Source organism: Yersinia massiliensis, from assembly GCF_003048255.1.
Taxonomy (GTDB): Bacteria; Pseudomonadota; Gammaproteobacteria; order Enterobacterales; family Enterobacteriaceae; genus Yersinia; species Yersinia massiliensis_A.
In genome coordinates this window covers 935,775-955,607 of record NZ_CP028487.1, presented here as the reverse complement: position 1 = coordinate 955,607, position 19,833 = coordinate 935,775, and the positions used below count along the sequence as shown (strand labels likewise).

Below are 19,833 nucleotides of genomic sequence, written 5' to 3'. Positions count from 1 at the left end.
AAAACTGAATCCATTATAGAACATGCGCAGAATAAAACGCCGCAATAAAACAGGCATAGGACGCGGTTATTTCTAGCTGGATCACAGTTATATCGGTTTATTTGTGGCGGGGACTTTCATCATCAGCCAAAACAAAATGACCAAAATGTGGCATAGTGCCCTATCGACTAAATTTTTGGAGAGATGACTCCGATGAAACGCCCAGACTACCGTACGCTACAAGCGCTGGACGCGGTGATCCGTGAACGCGGTTTTGAACGCGCTGCACAAAAACTCTGCATCACACAATCGGCGGTATCTCAACGCATCAAGCAGTTGGAGAATCTGTTCGGTCAGCCATTGTTAGTGCGCACCGTTCCCCCTCGTCCGACTGAGCAAGGGCAGAAATTGCTCGCGTTGCTGCATCAAGTTGAGTTGTTGGAAGAAGAGTGGCTCGGCAATGATACTGGTGTAGATACGCCATTGCTGTTGTCATTGGCGGTAAACGCCGACAGTCTGGCAACTTGGCTGTTGCCCGCATTAAAGCCGGTACTGGCCGATTCCCCTATTCGGTTAAATTTACAGGTCGAAGATGAAACGCGAACACAGGAGCGGTTGCGCCGTGGTGAAGTGGTCGGGGCAGTCAGTATCCAGCCGCAACCCTTACCAAGCTGTTTGGTCGATCAACTGGGGGCATTGGATTATCTGTTTGTTGCCTCTAAACCCTTCGCGGAACGTTATTTCCCCAATGGCGTCACCCGCTCGGCTCTGCTGAAAGCCCCTGCCGTGGCCTTTGACCATTTGGATGATATGCATCAGGCATTTTTACAGCAGAATTTTGATTTATCGCCTGGCAGCGTTCCCTGCCATATCGTTAATTCATCGGAAGCCTTTGTTCAGTTGGCAAGGCAAGGCACCACCTGCTGTATGATCCCGCATCTGCAAATCGAAAAAGAGTTGGCTTCAGGTGAGTTAATCGATCTGACACCGGGTTTACGCCAGCGGCGTATGTTGTTCTGGCACCGCTTTGCACCAGAAAGTCGCACAATGAGAAAGGTCACTGACGCCCTTTTATCTTATGGGCGTCAGGTCTTAAGGCAGGATTGAATTATTTAGCGGCGCTGGTCGCTGTTTGCAGCTCAAACACCACATCGACTTGATCATCGAAATGAATGGTCTGTTGCTCGTAGGTTTGAGCTGCATCGGTGGCAGGTGCCGCTTCAGCGCTCTTAAACATACGTGCTACTGGCATTGGCTGGTAGTTCGCGACATGATAACGAATGCTATAAACGGGCCCCAGCTTGACCTTAAAACCATCGGCTAAAGAACCGGCTTGGCTAATGGCGTTTTCAATGGCTTTTTTACGGGCCTGTTCACGATAAGTCTCTGGGTTTGCGACGCCGAGTTCGACCGCGCGAATCTCATTCAGACCTGATTTTAATGCCCCATCCAACAACTCGTTCAACTTGTCCAACTGACGAAGCGTTACCTGAACTTGACGCACTGCACGGTAGCCTTTTAATACCGCTTCGCCGGTTTTCTGATAATCATATTCAGGTTGTGTACGAATATTCGCCGCATTGATATCTTTCTTTTCAATGCCACTTTTACGCAGGAAATCAAAATATTGTGCAACGCGGGTATCTGCCTGTTTTTTGGCGTCTGCCGCATCTTTGGCCGATACACTTACCTCAATGGCGATAGTCGCAATATCCGGTGTAGCATCCACACTGGCCGTACCGGAGGTGACAACATGCGGCCCTTCTGGCACTTCGGCAGCCTGAACTTGCAGCGCCAAAGGTAACGTCCCTAATCCCATCATTGCGGCCAAAGCCAATGTCTTCAACTTCACGGTGCCTCCTAAGATATGCATGACAAATCAGTCTACGTCAGCCAGATAACCAGTGAATCCAAGCAGCCACAAATATATTTGCAGTTAATTACACTTGCGAGAATCCTATTGGCAGAGTGATTAATTTGCCATCGGTCATCCACTAACCCATCAAACGTAGCATATCTTCCGAAGTATGGGATTCGGATTAATGATAAAAACTCACAGATTTAACCCCTGCAGTGCTAACTGAAAGGCAATAAACCACATCACGCCCCCCACCAGTAAGTTAATGATCCGCTGCGAGGTGGGCCGATTAAGCCAAGGCGATAGCCATGCGGCTAACAGCGCCAGTGCAAAAAACCAAGCGATAGAGGCACTCACGGCTCCCAGCGCAAACCACGGACGCACATCTGGTAATAATTGCCCCCCTAGGCTACCGAGTACCACAAACGTATCGAGATACACATGAGGGTTGAGCCAAGTGACCGCCAGCAATGTCACCACGATAGGCCAGCGCCCTTGTACACCTGCAGCGCCAGAAGACGCGGCATTCCCCCCTCGCCAAGCGGCCACTAATGCGCCCCAGCCATACCACAGCAAGAAAGCCACCCCACCCCAAGTGACCAAGGCTAAGAGTAATGGTGAGCGACTCAGTAATGCACTGCCGCCAAAAATCCCAGCGCAAATGAGGATGATATCGCTCAAGGCACATAACGATGCGCTCATTAAATGATGTTGACGCTTGATACCCTGATTCATCACGAAGGCATTTTGCGGCCCGAGGGGCAAAATCATCGCGGCACTGAGAGCAAAGCCTTGCAAAAATACAGCTAACATACTGTTACCTTTAAATAATAATTGGAAATAGCAAAGGAGTGTGGCGAGCCATTAGCAGCATAGTACGGGGAGATAATCATCAGAGGAAATTGATAATTCTTATCAGCTATAAGTAGAGCTAATAATGGATAGATAGGGGCGTCAACATAAAGAAGTCAAAAGAAACGGGCCAATATCAGCCCGCTTTGACAGGACTTACCACGTTCCGGTTGTTATGCGGACGGGTTAGATTCCGCTTGGGCGGTTTGATGCAAATGCACATCCATCTGCGGGAATGGAATACCTATTTTATGGGCATCTAATGCGCGTTTGAAGTTCTCCAGCAGATCCCAGTAAACATCTGCCGCGTCGCCATTGGTGGTCCAGACTCGTACCGTGAAGTTCAGTGAGGATGCCGCCATCTCATTGAGACGAACCGTCACACCTTTATCCTGCATCACACGTTTATCAGCAGCAATGATGTCACCCAGTACTTTCTTCACTACATCAATATCTGCGTCATAAGCTACGCCGATAACCATATCAGTGCGGCGGTTTGGTTCACGGCTGGTATTGATGATGTTATTAGCGATAATCTTGCCATTAGGCACGACGATGATTTTGTCATCAACAGTGCGTAAGGTCGTTGAGAATATCTGTACCTGTACCACGGTCCCCGCTACGCCGCCCAAATCGACATATTCGCCCGCTTTAAACGGACGGAAGGCAACCAGCAACACACCAGCGGCAAAGTTGGATAGCGAACCTTGCAGCGCCAAACCCACAGCTAAGCCGGCGGCACCGATAACAGCGATCACCGATGCGGTCTGCACACCAAGACGCCCTAATACCGCGACGATAGTGAAAGCCAAAATGCTATAACGCGCCATTGCGGCCAAGAAATCGGCAACCGTGACATCAATGCCCCGCAGCTTCATCACCCGCGCAAGCATGCGCGAAACAACCTTAGCGATGATTGAACCGACCGTCAGAATCAATAGTGCCGCAACAAGATTCACTGCGTATTGAATCAGTAAATCTTGGTTATTCACTAACCAAGTACTCGCTTCATTGATGCCGTCAACTACGTTTAATTCTTCCATTTGAACCATCCTACAAAAGCTCCCAGCGGGAGAGATTACGCAAAAAAATTACCGCAAAATACTGGCTGATGACTCAGGCAGCCCGAATAGGGTAACTAACAATGAAGAGTGTTGCCAATTTAGATAACGCTGGATGAGGATGAAAAGTATCGCCGTGAGGACTAACAAGCCGTTTTCAAATAATAAAAGTCACTTACGCTTTATAAAATACTTACGTCTTAACACGCTCTATATTCAACCTTAAGAGAATAACAATTCGCAAATTGAAAGGATCACACTATGTTAACCATTAGACCTACCCCCTTCGCTCCTACCCTTCCTTCTGTCGCCAAACAAGAGCGCTCTTTAACTGACAGTGCCAAATTCCAACAAATGATCGAGGGCTATCAATCAGATCTGAAGAATAGAATAATGCAGGGAGAGGCGGGTTATAAAACAGCACAAGTTGATAAGGGGCATCAAAGATATAAAGACATTGTCACATTACAAAAAACAGCCATTAATGCACCGACCCCAGGAGGCATGACTTTACCTGCTAATTATATCAACCTAGGCACAGATAAAGGTGTTATTCGCAGCCAGTATCCGACGGCTGAAGGGGTAACGAATTTTAAGTCTATGTTAGCAGAGAAACGCATCACTATAGTGGTAGTTATTGCTGACAGTAATATGTTAGATCATTCGCAAGGCAAGTATCGAACAGAGCATCCCGCTTATTTTGCTAATAAAGAAAATCTGAAAAATTATATTAGTCCGCCAGTCAATAATATTGAGATTGATTGTTATCAGATGCCACTAAAGGATGGTAATAACAAAACTATCCCTATAAATTTTGCACATATAAAAAATTGGCAAGATCATACCGCTTTCGGGAAAAATGAAATTAGGGAGCTGGCTGAAATTGTCACAACCCTACACCAACGAGCACTTAATAATTTTCAAAAACAGGGCAGTCAGGCCGTTAAAGTTGATGTTAAAACACTCCCAGTCATCCATTGCAGTGCAGGTGTTGGGCGTACGGGGCAATTGATAGCGGCTATGGAGTTAATCAATCCAGACTCAAGGCTAAGCTTAGAGTCCATCATTAAAACGCTACGTGAAGAAGGTAACCCAATGATGGTTCAAACCAGCGCGCAAATGGACGTACTAATTGATTTAGCTAAAGACTTAGACAAACCACTTTGGACTAAGGATGAGCAACACTCTACACGGCAGCAAGCACCAACTTCACATTCAGTAAACTATCTTTAAGGCAAACAATAACGAAAAAAGGCCCCTCGGGGCCTTTTATATCGTATGAAGCAGTACCGAATTACAGAACGTCTTTCGCGTTCAGTTCTTCAAATGCTTTTTCCAAACGAGCGATCATAGTCACCTGTGCAGCACGCAGCCAGACACGTGGATCGTAGTATTTCTTGTTTGGCTTGTCAGCGCCTTCTGGGTTACCCAGTTGGCCTTGCAGATAGCCTTCGTTCTTTTTGTAGTAGTTCAGAATACCTTCCCACGTTGCCCATTGGGTGTCAGTGTCGATATTCATTTTCACTACGCCGTAGCTTACCGCTTCTTTGATTTCAGCAGCAGTCGAACCTGAACCGCCATGGAACACGAAGTTCAGAGAGTTGTGCGGCAGGTTATGTTTCTTAGAAACATAATCCTGAGAATCGCGCAGGATAGTCGGGGTCAGTTTCACGTTACCTGGTTTGTAAACACCGTGTACGTTACCGAAAGAAGCCGCGATGGTGAAACGTGGGCTGATTGCATTCAGTTTTTCGTATGCATAATCAACGTCTTGTGGCTGAGTATACAGAGAAGATGCGTCCATATGGCTGTTGTCCACGCCATCTTCTTCACCGCCAGTACAGCCCAGTTCGATTTCCAGTGTCATACCCAATTTCGCCATACGAGTCAGGTACTTGCTGCAAATTTCGATGTTTTCTTCCAGAGACTCTTCTGACAGGTCAATCATGTGAGAAGAGAACAGTGGTTTACCGGTCGCGGCAAAATGTTTCTCGCCGGCGTCCAACAGACCGTCTAACCATGGCAGCAATTTCTTGGCGCAATGGTCGGTATGCAGGATGACAGGAACACCATAGTGTTCAGCCATTTGATGTACATGGTGAGCGCCTGAGATAGCACCCAGGATAGCAGCGCCTTGGCCTTCTGCTTTCACGCCTTTACCTGCGATGAATGCCGCACCACCGTTAGAGAACTGAACGATAACTGGCGCGCGCACTTTTGCTGCTGTTTCCAGCACTGCGTTGATAGAGTCGGTGCCAACACAGTTGACTGCTGGCAGAGCAAAGTTGTTTTCTTTTGCTACTGCGAACACTTTCTGAACGTCATCACCTGTGATGACACCTGGTTTTACGAAATCAAAAATTTTAGACATGTACGTTGTCCTGTTTCGTCGACTGAAGATAGCAGCTATCCGATGGGATAGGCCCTAAAGGTAAATCAGGTTTCGCTTATCTAGCGGTATAAACCATAAGCGAAACGGGCGGCTCTCGCCCCCCGTTATCTCAATTACTGCTTAGCACGCTCTTCCAGCATCACAACCGCTGGCAGTTTTTTCCCTTCTACGAACTCAAGGAATGCACCACCGCCCGTAGAGATGTAGGAGATTTGGTCAGCAATACCGAACAGGTCGATTGCTGCCAGCGTGTCACCACCGCCTGCGATAGAGAATGCTTCGCTTTCTGCGATAGCGCGAGCGACAATCTCGGTCCCTTTACGGAAGTTAGGGAACTCAAACACACCCACAGGACCATTCCACAGAATGGTTTTGGCGTTTTTCAGGATCTCAGCCAGACGCTCCGCAGACACGTCGCCCAAGTCCAGAATTTGCTCATCATCTTTAATTTGATTAGCTGGTTTCAGTGTTGCAGTCGCCGTTTCAGAGAACTCGGTCGCAACACGAACGTCTGTTGGAACAGGGATATCACAAGTTTCCAGCAAGCGTTTTGCTTCAGGAATCAGGTCTGCTTCGTACAGTGATTTACCGACATTGTTCCCTTGAGCAGCAACGAAGGTATTGGCGATACCACCACCAACAATCAGTTGGTCAGCGATTTTAGACAGCGCACCCAATACAGTCAGTTTGGTTGAAACTTTAGAACCACCCACGATAGCAACCATTGGGCGAGCTGGGTTACCCAGCGCTTTACCCAGTGCTTCCAGTTCAGCTGACAACAGCGGACCGGCACAAGCGATAGGGGCAAATTTACCAACACCATGAGTAGACGCTTGCGCACGGTGAGCCGTACCAAACGCATCCATCACATACACATCACACAGTGCAGCGTATTTCTTGGACAGCGTTTCGTCGTCTTTTTTCTCGCCTTTGTTGAAGCGAACGTTTTCCAGCACCACTAACTCGCCAGCTGCAATTTCAATGCCGTCTAGATAGTCTTTCGCCAGACGTACCGGAGCAGACAATTTGTCTTTCAGGTAGTTAACGACTGGCAGCAAGGAGAACTCTTCGTTGTACTCGCCTTCGGTCGGGCGACCCAAGTGAGAGGTAACCATTACTTTAGCGCCTTGCTTCAGTGCTGCTTCAATGGTCGGCAAAGATGCACGGATACGCGCATCAGAAGTCACTTTACCCTCTTTTACCGGCACATTGAGGTCCGCACGGATCAGCACGCGTTTGCCAGCCAGATCCAGATCGGTCATCTTAATTACAGACATGGTGAATCCTCTTGTTGATTCTCTTTAAAGTTGCATAAGCTGCACATCAACGCAGATCTAACCGCAGTCACCCACGGAAAAATAAGACGTTGGCATACCATACTAGAAACCACTTCGAGCCATCGCCAATGTCGTATCCAACATTCTATTGGCGAAACCCCATTCATTATCGCACCATACCAATGTCTTAATTAGGTGCTGTCCACTGACCCGCGTTTGCGTGCAATCAACAATGGCACTGTGCGGATCATGGTTAAAATCAGTCGATACCAAAGGTAATTCCGTATAGTCAACTATACCACGAAATGAACCTCTTGCTGCCTTTTGCAAAAGCTGGTTAACCTCAGCCACGCCAACAGGGCTTGTCACGCTAATGCTTAAATCGATAGCCGTTACGTTGATAGTTGGTACCCGTACCGAGATAGCCTCAAACCTGTCGCAAAACTTCGGAAAAATACGGGTAATCCCTGCCGCCAGTTTGGTGTCGACGGGGATAATAGACTGACTTGCTGCTCGCGTACGACGTAAATCCTGATGATAAGCATCAATCACAGGCTGGTCATTCATTGATGAATGAATGGTGGTAACAGTGCCAGACTCGATGCCATAGGCATCATCCAACAACTGAATAATAGGAATAATACAGTTCGTGGTACAGGAAGCATTGGAAACAATCCGGTGCTCAGCCTGTAAATCCTGATGGTTAACCCCATAAACCACGGTCGCATCTAAATCATGACCACCGGGATGGGCAAACAGCACCTTTTTGGCACCAGCGGCTAAATGCGCCTCACCATCTGCGCGGCTGCCATATACGCCGCTGCAATCCAGAACCACATCAATTCCTAACTCACCCCAAGGCAATTGCCCGATCTCTGGCTGATGTATCAGCCGGATGGTGTCGTCCCCGACGTATAAACTGTCACATTCCTGACGAACATCCCAGGCGAAGCGGCCATGGCTAGAGTCATACTTCAACAGATGGGCCATCCCTTCTGCATTCGCCAACTCATTAATCGCAACAACAGAAATTTCTGCCCGACGACCTGATTCATACAGTGCGCGTAAAACGCTACGACCAATACGGCCAAAGCCATTTATCGCTATGCGGATTGTCATGTTACTCCCTGTTTCTGGTTATTATCATGCAACCCTATAGCCTACTGCACTGCACCCTATGATGTTAATCGCCTTATCACAATTCAGCCAGAATACACCCGACTTTTTCCTCAGCAAATTTGAGCTGAAACAGAAAATGAATTATGACTGAAACGCTTCAGCCAGAATAAACCAAACTTATCAGAAAAGGAATATCTGCCTGATAAAGGGCACAATTCATCCATCAATTGGCGAAAAAAAAGACCGCCGAAGCGGTCTTTTAACAGGTGTATTACCGCGGATCTCATCAGCGTTTACACCTTTTGGCTATCTTAATAACGGATCGTATTAATCAGGCCGTTAGCTTTCTCTCGAAAGATTACTTCAACAGTGCCTGAGCTTTTGCCACCACGTTTTCGACGGTGAAACCAAACTCTTTGAACAGCAATTCAGCTGGAGCAGATTCACCGAAGGAATGCATACCCACAACATCGCCATTCAGGCCAACGTATTTGTACCAGTAATCAGCAATACCCGCTTCCACCGCGACGCGAGCGCTAACCGCTGATGGCAATACGGATTCACGATAAGCAGCATCTTGTTTGTCGAAGGCATCTGTTGATGGCATAGAGACAACACGCACTTTACGGCCAGCAGCAGTCAGTTGATCAGCAGCAGCAACCGCTAACTCTACTTCAGAACCCGTCGCGATAAAGATCAGTTCAGGTTGACCAGCACAATCTTTCAGCACGTAAGCGCCTTTAGAAATGTTAGCTAACTGCTCAGCAGTACGTGGCTGTTGTGCCAAGTTCTGACGAGAGAAGATCAGTGCGCTTGGGCCATCTTTACGTTCCAACGCATACTGCCATGCCACCGCAGACTCAACTTGGTCACAAGGACGCCATGTGCTCATGTTTGGTGTTACACGCAGGCTGGCCATTTGCTCAACAGGCTGATGGGTTGGGCCGTCTTCGCCCAGACCGATTGAGTCATGGGTATAAACGAAGATGCTGCGGATTTTCATCAATGCAGCCATGCGCACTGCGTTACGCGCATATTCCACGAACATCAGGAAGGTTGCGCCGTAAGGGATAAAGCCACCGTGCAGAGCGATACCGTTCATGATGGCTGACATACCAAATTCACGGACACCGTAGTGAATGTAGTTACCGGCCAAATCGTCGCCCAGTGATTTAGAACCAGACCAGATAGTCAGGTTACTTGGTGCCAAGTCAGCAGAGCCACCCAAGAATTCAGGTAACACTTTACCGAAGGCTTCCAGCGCATTTTGTGATGCTTTACGGCTAGCAATTTTGGCTGGGTTTGCTTGCAGCTCTTCAATGAATTTCTTCGACTCAGTCGCCCAGTTAGCAGGTAACTCACCGCTGACACGACGTTTGAACTCAGCAGCCAGCTCTGGGTGTGCTTTCGCGTAAGCGGCAAACTTCTCGTTCCAAGCCGCTTCTTTTGCCTGACCGACTTCTTTTGCATCCCACGCGGCATAGATATCCTGTGGAATTTCGAATGCTGGGTATTTCCAACCTAAAGCTTCGCGAGTCGCAGCCACTTCATCCGCACCTAATGGTGCGCCGTGCGAATCATGCGTACCGGCTTTCTTCGGCGAACCAAAACCGATGATGGTTTTGCACATTAATAGTGACGGTTTGTCTGTCACTTTGTGGGCTTGTTCGATGGCCGCTTTGATGGCGTCAGCGTTATGACCATCAACACCACGCACAACGTGCCAGCCGTAAGCTTCAAAACGGGCTGCAGTGTCATCAGTGAACCAGCCTTCAACGTGGCCGTCGATGGAGATACCGTTGTCATCATAGAATGCGGTCAGTTTGCCCAGCTTCATGGTACCCGCTAGAGAGCAAACTTCGTGAGAGATGCCTTCCATCATGCAACCGTCGCCCATAAAGGCATAGGTGTGATGATCGACAACATCATGACCAGGGCGGTTAAACTGCGCGCCCAACGTGCGTTCTGCAATCGCAAAACCAACAGCATTCGCAATGCCCTGACCCAATGGACCAGTGGTGGTTTCTACGCCTGCGGTATAACCATATTCTGGGTGACCTGGCGTTTTAGAGTGCAATTGGCGGAAGTTTTTCAGTTCTTCCATTGGCAGATCATAGCCCGTGAGGTGCAACAGGCTATAAATCAGCATGGAGCCGTGACCATTTGACAAGACGAAACGGTCGCGATCTGCCCAGTGTGGGTTGGTTGGATTATGGTTCAGGTAATCACGCCACAGAACTTCGGCAATATCTGCCATACCCATAGGGGCGCCGGGGTGGCCGGAATTCGCTTTTTGCACTGCGTCCATGCTTAGTGCGCGGATCGCGTTGGCAAGCTCTTTACGAGAGGACATGTTTTACTCCAGGTCGGATTAAAAAAAAGCGTTCAAGTTTACCATTTTCTCAGATCAAGCATTGAAACGGCAATTACTAAAACCACATTGAGCTATAACTTCCATATTAATGGCTAATGGAATCTGCTGAATTTCAGAATTAAGCTATAGCTGTCACGCCCAAGGCACGTTAACCTCACTGCGTTTTTAGCCACCCGCTGAGCGAATTCACACTCAAGGGGCCGAAAGTGCTCGTTTTTGCAAACGAATCTGCAAACCCTACACGCGGCAACAACAACTTTCACGCAACAACAACAACTTTGGGCAAAACCTATTGCCGACAGAGTAGAACAACCGCCGTCGATTCAACAGCTATTAATGCAATAGATGGCAAGAGTGTCGCAGCATCTATCGGTGAAATGCCGTGAATAGATAACCACTCGTGATGCGTTATCGGCGCAGTTAGAACGGTGCTATTTAATGATAAAAATGACATCACTACAGGAAAAAGTGTTATGAAAATTCGTACCTCTATGATTGCACTGAGCCTGACAGCCCTGCTTAGCGGCTGTCAAAATATGAATACTGACGGCTTAATGCAGTCGGGTGCTCAAGCGTTTCAAGCGGCAACCCTAAGTGATGCTGATGTAAAAAATCTCAGTGAAAAATCTTGCGCAGAAATGGATCAGAAAGCACAGATCGCCCCGGCAGACAGCACTTACGGTAAACGTCTGGCGAAAATTTCTACTGCATTAGGTAATAACATCAATGGTACACCAGCCAACTATAAGGTTTACGTGACGAAAGATGTGAATGCTTGGGCGATGGCTAATGGGTGTATTCGTGTCTATAGCGGTCTAATGGACATGATGACCGACAATGAAGTAGAAGGTGTGCTTGGCCATGAAATGGGCCATGTAGCCTTGGGTCATACCCGTAAAGCGATGCAGGTGGCCTACGGCACGACCGCACTGCGTACTGCTGCGGCCTCCGCTGGCGGCATCGCAGGTCAACTTTCTCAATCCCAATTAGCGGATATTGGCGAGAAGCTAGTCAACGCCCAATTCTCACAGAAACAGGAAAGTGAAGCGGATGATTACTCATTCGATTTGCTGAAAAAACAGGGTATCGATCCCAATGGCTTAGTCACCAGTTTTGAGAAATTGGCCACCATGGATGCAGGACGAACCAGTACCATGTTCGACGATCATCCTTCGTCCCAAGCCCGCGCCGATCATATTCGTCAACGCATTGCGGCTGAGAAGTAAATCAGTTCCGCAGAAAAGACAAAACGCCCTACTCTTGGGGGCGTTAAATTTTGGCAAAGTGTCAGGGGCAGTGAAAACAGGCAGATCGTAAAGACGCCGTGAATCCGTCCATGGAGGCTCGAGCCGCGCCATCCTTGGCGCGGACGCTTTACTCTTCTGACTGTCCTCACTGATTCAGATCTCGCTATCGTGATATGAGTATTTGCTCGGATCTCTTAGCTATTTTTCCACCTCGAGATTCACTTCAATCTGATCGCCATTCACTCGTACCGGATAAGTCGCTAAGTCTCTATCACCAGGTTCACGCAAGCACTGTCCCGTTCGCACATCAAACAACGCGCCATGCAAGGGGCATTCAATGGTCGCGCCGTCAGTAAAGCCCTGACTTAATAACGCATTAGCATGAGGGCAGATATCTTCCATCGCAAAATACTCACCATCAACCAGATAGATACCAATTCTCTGCTCATCAACCTGAGCAGAAAAAGGAAAATCCGGTTTGACGTAATTTGCCTTACAAACGCTAAACCACCCCATGAAAGCCCCCTATCAACTCGCACCATCATTTAAGTCATTACTATGAGTGTGGTTGAGAATGAGGTAATCGCCAGTGACCATAAAAACAAAAAGGGCAAACTCACGTTTGCCCTTAAGTCATTTACGAAACCTGTTAACGGTTACTCATCTTCGAGATAAGTATATCCGTACAGGCCCGTTTCAAACTCTTCCATAAACTGAGCTTGAAGCTCAGTGTCCAGATCGGTTTGTTTCACTTGATCGCGGAAATGAGCCAACAACTTCTCAGGATTCAATTGCACATATTCGAGCATATCCGCAACGGTATCGCCTTCATCGGTTTGCTCTACTTCAACCGTGCCATCAGGGAAGACATAGACATCAACTGCGGCCGTGTCGCCGAACAAATTGTGCATATTACCCAAAATTTCCTGATATGCGCCGACCATAAAGAAGCCCAACAGCGGTGGGTTCTCTGCATCGTAAGGCGGCATTGGCATGGTCGTCGCGACCCCATCACCATCAATATAATGGTCGATAGTGCCATCTGAATCGCAAGTAATATCTAACAACACAGCGCGGCGTTCTGGCGGTTTATCTAACCCTTCCAATGGCAAGACTGGGAACAACTGATCGATGCCCCATGCATCTGGCATAGATTGGAACAGTGAGAAATTAACATACAGCTTATCGGCCATACGCTCTTGCAGCTCATCAATGATTGGCCGATGCGCACGGTTGCTCGGATCCAGTTGTTTTTGGATATCATTGCAAATGCTCAGATACAGTTCTTCCGCCCAAGCGCGTTGGGTCAGTTCCAGCATGCCGTGAGCATATTGGGTATGAACGTCGTGCAAGTCCATCTGACTATCGTGGAGCCATTCACGCAGCGAGCGGCGGTTTTCTGGCTCTTGCATTTCCAGCCACGTATCCCACAAGCTTTCTAGCGCACGCGGGGCATCGGCTGCTGGTGGTTGCGGCTCGTTGAACTCATTACGTTCCACACCGATAACATTCGATACCAGCACCGTATGGTGAGCTGTCACTGCACGACCCGATTCCGTGATAACGGTTGGATGTGGCAGACCATGCTCATTACAGGCATCACCAATCCCCCAAATAACGTTGTTGGCGTACTCATTTAAGCCATAGTTAACCGAGCAATCGGATTGAGAGCGTGTCCCTTCGTAATCCACACCCAGACCGCCACCCACATCGAAGCACTGGATATTGACGCCTAACTTGTGCAGTTCCACATAAAAACGCGCAGATTCACGCACGCCAGTGGAGATGTCGCGGATGTTAGACAGCTGAGAGCCTAAATGGAAATGCAATAATTGCAGACTATCCAGACTGTTGGCTTCACGAAGCATATCAACTAGTTGCAGCACTTGGGTCGCAGACAAACCGAACTTGGATTTTTCACCGCCACTGGCTTGCCATTTGCCGGAGCCTTGTGATGCCAAGCGAGCACGAACACCCAAACGCGGTACCACATTCAGGCGTTCAGCTTCTTCCAGCACCATTTTGATTTCTGACATCTTTTCGATAACCAGATAAACCTTATGGCCCAGCTTTTCACCAATTAATGCCAAACGAATATATTCGCGATCTTTGTAGCCATTACAAACGATGACCGAGCGGGTCATGCCTGCATGGGCCAGTACCGCCATCATTTCAGCTTTAGAACCGGCTTCTAACCCTAACGGCTCACCTGAGCTGACTAAGGACTCAATGACCCGCCGATGCTGGTTGACCTTAATCGGGTAAACCAGGAAGTAATCACCTTCATAGCCGAAAGATTCACGCGCACGTTTAAATGCCGCATTAATTGAACGCAGGCGATGCTGTAAAATTTGGGGGAAACAGAATAACGCAGGCAAACGTTGCCCCTGCTCAAGCTGCATTCCTTTGACCAGTTGTGCCAGATCGACACGTGCTTCACGGACATCTGGATCAGGGCAAACGCTGATATGACCTAACTCATTGACGTCATAATAGTTGCCACCCCAGTAGGCGACGTTATACGTGCTCAGCATCTTGCTGGCATTACGATCATTCATGGCAACCTCCTGCATGGAGCGTAAAGAAACAGGTGCGCCCGCAGTTGACGGACGGTCAATCAAGTTATCATCAGACATAATTCGCCTCTATTGCGATACTGACGATAAAGTCAGCCACTATCGCAGCTACAACCAGCCAGGACAACCCGCGTGAATGCCAAAATGGCAGAATAATTCGCTAAAAAGCGCGAACCACAAGCGGTTTATCACTCAGCTATTCATTACCCAAAGGGTAAAACACGGTTAAATGTAAAATACGTTGGACTGTAAATACGTATTGAGATTTTGTGAATCGGATAAGCCGCAAAGTTATTTGGCTGGTCAGATTCAGTGCTTCAGGCGGTGATTAACCTGCCCGAGAATCCTGAGTCGCACCCATATGGGTGTAACATCGGGTTGATGGCGTACTAGAAAGGGAGGTTGCGAAAGGGGATTGAACGTCAGAATGACGCAGCTGTTGATGTGCAGCAACCAGTAGACAACGGATCATTAATCCAACCACCTCCACGCATGCCGTTCACAATGAACGGACAAGACTTTATTAATAGACAATTTAGGTAACAGTTTGATGACGTCGCTTTTAAATGCTCGCCTGCTGATTAGCGCCCCTGAATACTGAGAGCCAAAACTGAAGTGCAAAACACTAAAAACCGAGCAATGAGCGAATGCCATCTTCTGCCATCTTCATCATTGCGTATCAAATAAGCTGCGCGCGCAGTTTATACCTATAATGCGAGCAAAATGCAAAATGAAAATAGCCTGCAACTGTATCAAGCGGTAAATAAACCTGAGGACAATAGAAACAAGAAATCTCTCAATGAAAAAAGGGCTGGCATTAAGGGCAAAACCTGTCCTAAAATAGACGTCTAGATGTTAATACATCCACAGATTTTAATGGTTAAAGTACCCGTTACGTTATCAACGTTAACGGTTTCAAATAGATAGACTGCTAAAGGCTTTGCCTAAAGGGGCGTTGTTCAGCGTTAGACTACAAAAAGTTTGCATCAGCATGACTTTCTGTTATTTCGCTGACACGTTATGCAGTGACTTCTCACTTGTATTCAAGGTAAAGAAAATAATGGCTAAACATTTATTTACGTCGGAATCTGTCTCTGAAGGGCACCCGGATAAAATCGCTGATCAGATTTCAGACGCTGTTCTTGACGCAATTCTTGAGCAAGATCCAAAAGCACGTGTTGCCTGCGAGACCTATGTCAAAACGGGTATGGTATTGGTGGGTGGTGAAGTCACCACTAACGCATGGGTAGATATCGAAGAGATCACTCGTCGTACTGTACGCGAAATCGGTTATGTAAATTCTGAGATGGGTTTTGACGCCAACTCGTGCGCGGTATTAAGCGCAATCGGTAAGCAATCACCCGACATCAATCAAGGTGTTGACCGTGCTGATCCGTTGGAACAAGGCGCGGGTGATCAGGGCTTAATGTTTGGTTATGCCACTAACGAAACCAACGTTTTAATGCCAGCACCTATTACCTATGCTCACCGTTTGGTTGAGCGCCAGGCTGCGGTTCGTAAAAATGGCACTCTGCCGTGGTTACGCCCCGATGCAAAAAGCCAAGTTACTTTCCAGTATGACGAAGGCAAAATCGTCGGTATTGACGCAGTCGTCCTGTCAACCCAGCATTCTGAAGACATCAGCCTGAAAGATTTGCAAGAAGCGGTGATGGAAGAGATCATCAAACCGGTTCTGCCTGCTGAGTGGCTCACTGCTAGCACCAAGTATCATATCAATCCAACAGGTCGCTTCGTTATCGGTGGCCCAATGGGTGACTGCGGTTTGACTGGCCGTAAAATCATCGTTGATACCTACGGCGGCATGGCGCGCCACGGCGGCGGTGCATTCTCGGGTAAAGATCCATCTAAAGTTGACCGTTCAGCTGCCTATGCCGCGCGTTATGTTGCAAAAAATATCGTTGCTGCCGGCCTGGCTGATCGTTGTGAGATTCAAGTGTCCTACGCCATCGGTGTGGCAGAGCCAACATCCATCATGGTGGAAACATTCGGTACTGGGAAAGTTTCAGAGGATCAACTGATTACGCTGGTGCGCGAGTTCTTTGAACTGCGCCCTTATGGCTTAATCCAAATGTTAGATTTACTGCATCCGATCTATCAAGCTACCGCAGCTTATGGTCACTTTGGTCGTGAAGAGTTCCCTTGGGAAAAAACCGACAAAGCCGCAATACTGCGCGATGCTGCTGGCCTAAAATAAGTTTTAGTCCGCACATTTGAATGACATCAACCCCGCGCTGCGGGGTTTTTTATGCATGAAAATTAGCGCTGACGATAGCTTTCAATCAATCTAAAAATGACCATCCCAGCCAGCATTGCGGCCATGAAGAGTATGCCTTTGAACATCCCTGCTCCCACTAATACCAGCGCGGGCCCAGGGCAAATACCCGCTAACCCCCAGCCAATACCGAATAACACGCTACCGCCAATTAAGCGCTTATCGATGCGGGTCGAGGTCGGCAAGTGTACTGGTTGTCCAAGCAAACTGGTTTTGCGCTTTTTCCCCCAAATAAAGCCCAGTGTGGCAACTGTCACCGCGGATGCCATCACCAGTGCCAGCGAAGGATCCCACTGACCACCAATATCAAGAAAACCCAGTACTTTTGATGGGTTAGCCATACCCGCGATAATTAAGCCTAACCCAAAAAGTAGCCCTGCCAGTAATGCAAAAAGCAAATTCATATCCCTTCCTCAATCAGCTTATTTGCTAGGCGAATAAATGCCGAACAAGCCATACAGTGATAAAACCGGCAAACATGAAACTGAGTGTCGCCACCAGTGAACGCAGCGAAAAACGTGCTAAACCGCAGACGCCATGACCACTGGTACACCCCGCGCCATAGCGCGTCCCGATCCCCACCAGCAAGCCAGCCAACACCAATATGGGTAAATCAGCTTCAATCTCAATCGAAGGCAATTCAGTGAATAACGAGTAAACCAAAGGAGAGGCCATTAGACCGAGAATAAACACCACTCGCCAAGCAATATCCCCTGCTTTAGGTTGCAGCAAACCACCCAGAATGCCGCTGATACCCGCAATCCGACCATTCCATAACAATAGAACAGTCACTGCTATCCCCAATAACGCCCCTCCCATCAGTGCGCTATAGGGGGTAAAATTAGCCCAATCGATGTTCATATGCCCTCCTTCTCCTGCGGGCAATAAAGCTGATAAAGCACCTCAAGCAATGCCAATACCTTGCTATCGGCTATCGAGTAAAATATTCGCTTACCATCACGACGTGTATTGACCAACCCATCACTGCGCAGCACGCCCAGCTGTTGTGATAACGTCGGTTGGCGAATCCCCAGTGCCGCTTCCAACTCCCCCACGGCCTTCTCTCCTTGGCTCAGTTGGCACAACAGAAGTAATCGATCTTCATTCGCCAAAATGCGCAATGCATCGCAAGCTTGGGATGCCGCCTGCCTCATCAGATCCATACTGATCGTTTTATTGCCTTCCATTTGCACTCCTAATGCAGTATTTCGATATATATTTTTATATTATATATTTTTATATAATGATTCATTGAAAAATAGCGCCCTTGACTGACTTGCATCTGACTATCTACCGTTTTATTCTTCCGCAATATGAGCACTAGAAGAATCCCCATCGCGTTACAACAAGCCGTCATGCGCTGTTTACGCCACAAATTGCAGCTGGCGAATCAGCACCTTGGCACCGCTTATCCGGAGCCAAAAATTAACTATTACCAGCGTGGTACTAGCGCGGGTAGCGCCTATCTGCAAGCCTTCGAAATTCGCCTTAACCCAATCTTATTGCTGGAAAATCAGCACACTTTTATCGATGAAGTCGTACCGCATGAACTGGCACATCTGTTGGTTTATCGTCAGTTTGGTCGAGTCTCTCCTCATGGCAAAGAGTGGCGCTGGATGATGGAGCATGTATTGCAAGTTCCTGCCAGCCGAACTCATCAATTTGAAGTGACGTCAGTGCGCAGTAAGACGTTCAATTATCAATGTAAATGCCAACAACACGCCCTAACCATTCGCCGGCACAATAAAGTGCAGCGCGGTGAGAGCGAGTATCGCTGCCGTCAATGCGGAGAAAAGCTACAGTTTATTGCAGTAAAAAGCTGTTAGGAATTCGCGTTACTTGTTATAAAACAGCGTGTTAACTTGCTATCCATAAACATTTTCTATAACCTGCCTGCTTTTCATTATCAGGCTGTTTTGAGATATGTTACGCAAAATTCTGTTTCTACTGGTTATCTCCTCCCCTTTGCTTCCACTCACGGGTTACAGCCAAAGCATTAATAATTTTTCTCAGGCAAAAACAGTGGCGGCTAAAATCCACCAAGATGCGCCGGGCAGTTTTTATTGCGGTTGCAAGATTGACTGGCAGGGTAAAAAAGGGATGCCTGACCTCAAAAGCTGCGGCTATCAAGCCAGAAAAAACGTGCAACGTGCTGCACGAATTGAATGGGAACATGTGGTTCCTGCATGGCAATTTGGCCACCAGCGCCAATGCTGGCAGCAAGGTGGCCGTAAGAACTGCACGAAAGATCCCGTCTATCGCCAAATCGAGACCGATTTACACAATCTGCAACCCGCAATAGGCGAAGTGAATGGCGATCGTAATAATTTCATGTATTCACAATGGAATGGCGGCTATGGCCAATATGGTCAATGTGAGATGAAAGTTGATTTTAAAAATAAGATTGCAGAACCTCCTGCCCGTGCACGCGGGGCCATCGCACGGACCTATTTTTATATGCGCGATCAGTACCAACTGCGTCTTTCCAGCCAACAAAGCAAGTTGTTTGATGTCTGGAATCGTCAGTATCCAGTAACAAGTTGGGAATGTCTGCGTGATGAGCGTGTGGCGAAAGCTCAGGGAAACCATAACCCCTATGTACAGCAGGCTTGCCAGCAACGAAAAAGCTAACGAGGCACATTGGTCAATCAATCCAAATCGTTCTATCCTCCTGATAAATAGGATTGCGGCAGGAGAGAATTTTCGATTGGATGAGGCTTCCCTGTCTCTGTTATCCTTAGTCACTTATTAATTTCGTGCGGTTCAATCTGCCGCACGGTATGTTTTCGTTTCTGGACTTAGGGC

20 protein-coding genes are annotated in these 19,833 nt (G+C 47.9%); 7 read left to right on the top strand and 13 right to left on the bottom strand.

Going from position 1 to position 19,833, the window contains the following annotated elements; genetic code table 11:
• Positions 1 to 192: 192 nt before the first annotated feature.
• A complete protein-coding gene (locus tag DA391_RS04335) occupies positions 193 to 1,086 on the top strand; it encodes a LysR family transcriptional regulator ArgP (RefSeq protein ID WP_019211631.1) in 894 nt (297 codons plus the stop codon).
• A gap of 1 nt (position 1,087) precedes the next feature.
• Here the strand turns inward: DA391_RS04335 and DA391_RS04330 are convergent, their stop codons facing one another.
• The 3 genes from DA391_RS04330 to mscS form a co-directional block, all read right to left on the bottom strand.
• Positions 1,088 to 1,831, bottom strand: coding sequence for an oxidative stress defense protein (locus DA391_RS04330; protein WP_050082200.1), 744 nt, complete (start codon positions 1,829 to 1,831; stop codon positions 1,088 to 1,090).
• Positions 1,832 to 2,032: 201 nt separating this feature from the next.
• Positions 2,033 to 2,650 (bottom strand): arginine exporter ArgO, encoded by a 618-nt coding sequence (gene argO / locus DA391_RS04325; protein ID WP_050286426.1) that lies wholly within the window; start codon positions 2,648 to 2,650, stop codon positions 2,033 to 2,035.
• A gap of 212 nt (positions 2,651 to 2,862) precedes the next feature.
• Positions 2,863 to 3,732 (bottom strand): small-conductance mechanosensitive channel MscS, encoded by an 870-nt coding sequence (mscS, locus tag DA391_RS04320; RefSeq protein WP_098904931.1) that lies wholly within the window; start codon positions 3,730 to 3,732, stop codon positions 2,863 to 2,865.
• A gap of 279 nt (positions 3,733 to 4,011) precedes the next feature.
• Between mscS and DA391_RS04315 the strand changes: the two genes are divergently transcribed.
• Entirely contained in the window at positions 4,012 to 4,983 is a 972-nt protein-coding gene (locus DA391_RS04315; RefSeq protein ID WP_057643160.1) for a protein-tyrosine phosphatase family protein, read from the top strand.
• A 61-nt stretch (positions 4,984 to 5,044) separates the two neighbouring features.
• On the opposite strand, the gene fbaA is transcribed toward DA391_RS04315, so the two are convergent.
• From fbaA to tkt, 4 genes are all read right to left on the bottom strand, one after another.
• Positions 5,045 to 6,121 (bottom strand): class II fructose-bisphosphate aldolase, encoded by a 1,077-nt coding sequence (gene fbaA, locus DA391_RS04310; protein ID WP_019211635.1) that lies wholly within the window; start codon positions 6,119 to 6,121, stop codon positions 5,045 to 5,047.
• A 134-nt stretch (positions 6,122 to 6,255) separates the two neighbouring features.
• Positions 6,256 to 7,419, bottom strand: a complete 1,164-nt coding sequence (pgk, locus tag DA391_RS04305; protein WP_050082195.1) for a phosphoglycerate kinase — start codon at positions 7,417 to 7,419, stop codon at positions 6,256 to 6,258.
• Between the two features lie 102 nt (positions 7,420 to 7,521).
• Entirely contained in the window at positions 7,522 to 8,538 is a 1,017-nt protein-coding gene (epd, locus tag DA391_RS04300; RefSeq protein ID WP_108087406.1) for an erythrose-4-phosphate dehydrogenase, read from the bottom strand.
• Between the two features lie 358 nt (positions 8,539 to 8,896).
• Positions 8,897 to 10,891 carry a transketolase gene (gene tkt, locus DA391_RS04295; protein ID WP_019211638.1) on the bottom strand — a complete coding sequence of 665 codons (1,995 nt, stop codon included), beginning with the start codon at positions 10,889 to 10,891 and terminating at the stop codon, positions 8,897 to 8,899.
• Positions 10,892 to 11,128: 237 nt separating this feature from the next.
• Between tkt and DA391_RS24580 the strand changes: the two genes are divergently transcribed.
• Together DA391_RS24580 and DA391_RS04290 are read left to right on the top strand one after the other, a co-directional pair.
• Positions 11,129 to 11,257, top strand: a complete 129-nt coding sequence (locus DA391_RS24580) for a hypothetical protein (protein ID WP_260654996.1) — start codon at positions 11,129 to 11,131, stop codon at positions 11,255 to 11,257.
• Positions 11,258 to 11,385: 128 nt separating this feature from the next.
• Positions 11,386 to 12,138 carry a M48 family metallopeptidase gene (locus DA391_RS04290; RefSeq protein WP_050286424.1) on the top strand — a complete coding sequence of 251 codons (753 nt, stop codon included), beginning with the start codon at positions 11,386 to 11,388 and terminating at the stop codon, positions 12,136 to 12,138.
• Between the two features lie 219 nt (positions 12,139 to 12,357).
• Here the strand turns inward: DA391_RS04290 and DA391_RS04285 are convergent, their stop codons facing one another.
• The 3 genes from DA391_RS04285 to DA391_RS24685 all read right to left on the bottom strand — a co-directional run bounded on the left by DA391_RS04285 (position 12,358) and on the right by DA391_RS24685 (position 15,207).
• The gene (locus DA391_RS04285; protein ID WP_050082191.1) at positions 12,358 to 12,675 is read right to left on the bottom strand and encodes a non-heme iron oxygenase ferredoxin subunit; all 318 of its coding nucleotides are present in this window, start codon (positions 12,673 to 12,675) and stop codon (positions 12,358 to 12,360) included.
• Positions 12,676 to 12,815: 140 nt separating this feature from the next.
• On the bottom strand, positions 12,816 to 14,795 hold the full coding sequence (speA, locus tag DA391_RS04280) for a biosynthetic arginine decarboxylase (protein ID WP_019211641.1): 1,980 nt from the start codon (positions 14,793 to 14,795) through the stop codon (positions 12,816 to 12,818).
• A 268-nt stretch (positions 14,796 to 15,063) separates the two neighbouring features.
• The gene (locus tag DA391_RS24685) at positions 15,064 to 15,207 is read right to left on the bottom strand and encodes a hypothetical protein (RefSeq protein ID WP_419835451.1); all 144 of its coding nucleotides are present in this window, start codon (positions 15,205 to 15,207) and stop codon (positions 15,064 to 15,066) included.
• Between the two features lie 588 nt (positions 15,208 to 15,795).
• Here DA391_RS24685 and metK point away from each other — a divergent pair.
• Positions 15,796 to 16,950: a methionine adenosyltransferase gene (metK, locus tag DA391_RS04275; protein WP_019211642.1), complete on the top strand. Its 1,155-nt coding sequence runs from the start codon at positions 15,796 to 15,798 to the stop codon at positions 16,948 to 16,950.
• Between the two features lie 62 nt (positions 16,951 to 17,012).
• Here metK and DA391_RS04270 read toward each other — a convergent pair whose 3' ends face one another.
• Genes DA391_RS04270 through DA391_RS04260 form a run of 3 tightly spaced genes read right to left on the bottom strand, consistent with a single transcriptional unit; the run spans position 17,013 to position 18,215 of the window.
• Positions 17,013 to 17,432, bottom strand: a complete 420-nt coding sequence (locus DA391_RS04270; protein ID WP_050082190.1) for a DUF6691 family protein — start codon at positions 17,430 to 17,432, stop codon at positions 17,013 to 17,015.
• 25 nt (positions 17,433 to 17,457) lie between these two features.
• Positions 17,458 to 17,889 carry a YeeE/YedE family protein gene (locus DA391_RS04265; protein WP_108087405.1) on the bottom strand — a complete coding sequence of 144 codons (432 nt, stop codon included), beginning with the start codon at positions 17,887 to 17,889 and terminating at the stop codon, positions 17,458 to 17,460.
• Positions 17,886 to 18,215, bottom strand: coding sequence for an ArsR/SmtB family transcription factor (locus DA391_RS04260; protein WP_167398161.1), 330 nt, complete (start codon positions 18,213 to 18,215; stop codon positions 17,886 to 17,888). The genes DA391_RS04265 and DA391_RS04260 overlap by 4 nt, the downstream gene beginning before the upstream one ends.
• Positions 18,216 to 18,341: 126 nt before the next feature.
• Between DA391_RS04260 and DA391_RS04255 the strand changes: the two genes are divergently transcribed.
• Complete coding sequence (locus tag DA391_RS04255) at positions 18,342 to 18,854, top strand: SprT family zinc-dependent metalloprotease (protein WP_019211646.1); 513 nt, start codon at positions 18,342 to 18,344, stop codon at positions 18,852 to 18,854.
• A 97-nt stretch (positions 18,855 to 18,951) separates the two neighbouring features.
• Entirely contained in the window at positions 18,952 to 19,659 is a 708-nt protein-coding gene (endA, locus tag DA391_RS04250) for a deoxyribonuclease I (RefSeq protein WP_050082185.1), read from the top strand.
• Positions 19,660 to 19,833: the final 174 nt, after the last annotated feature.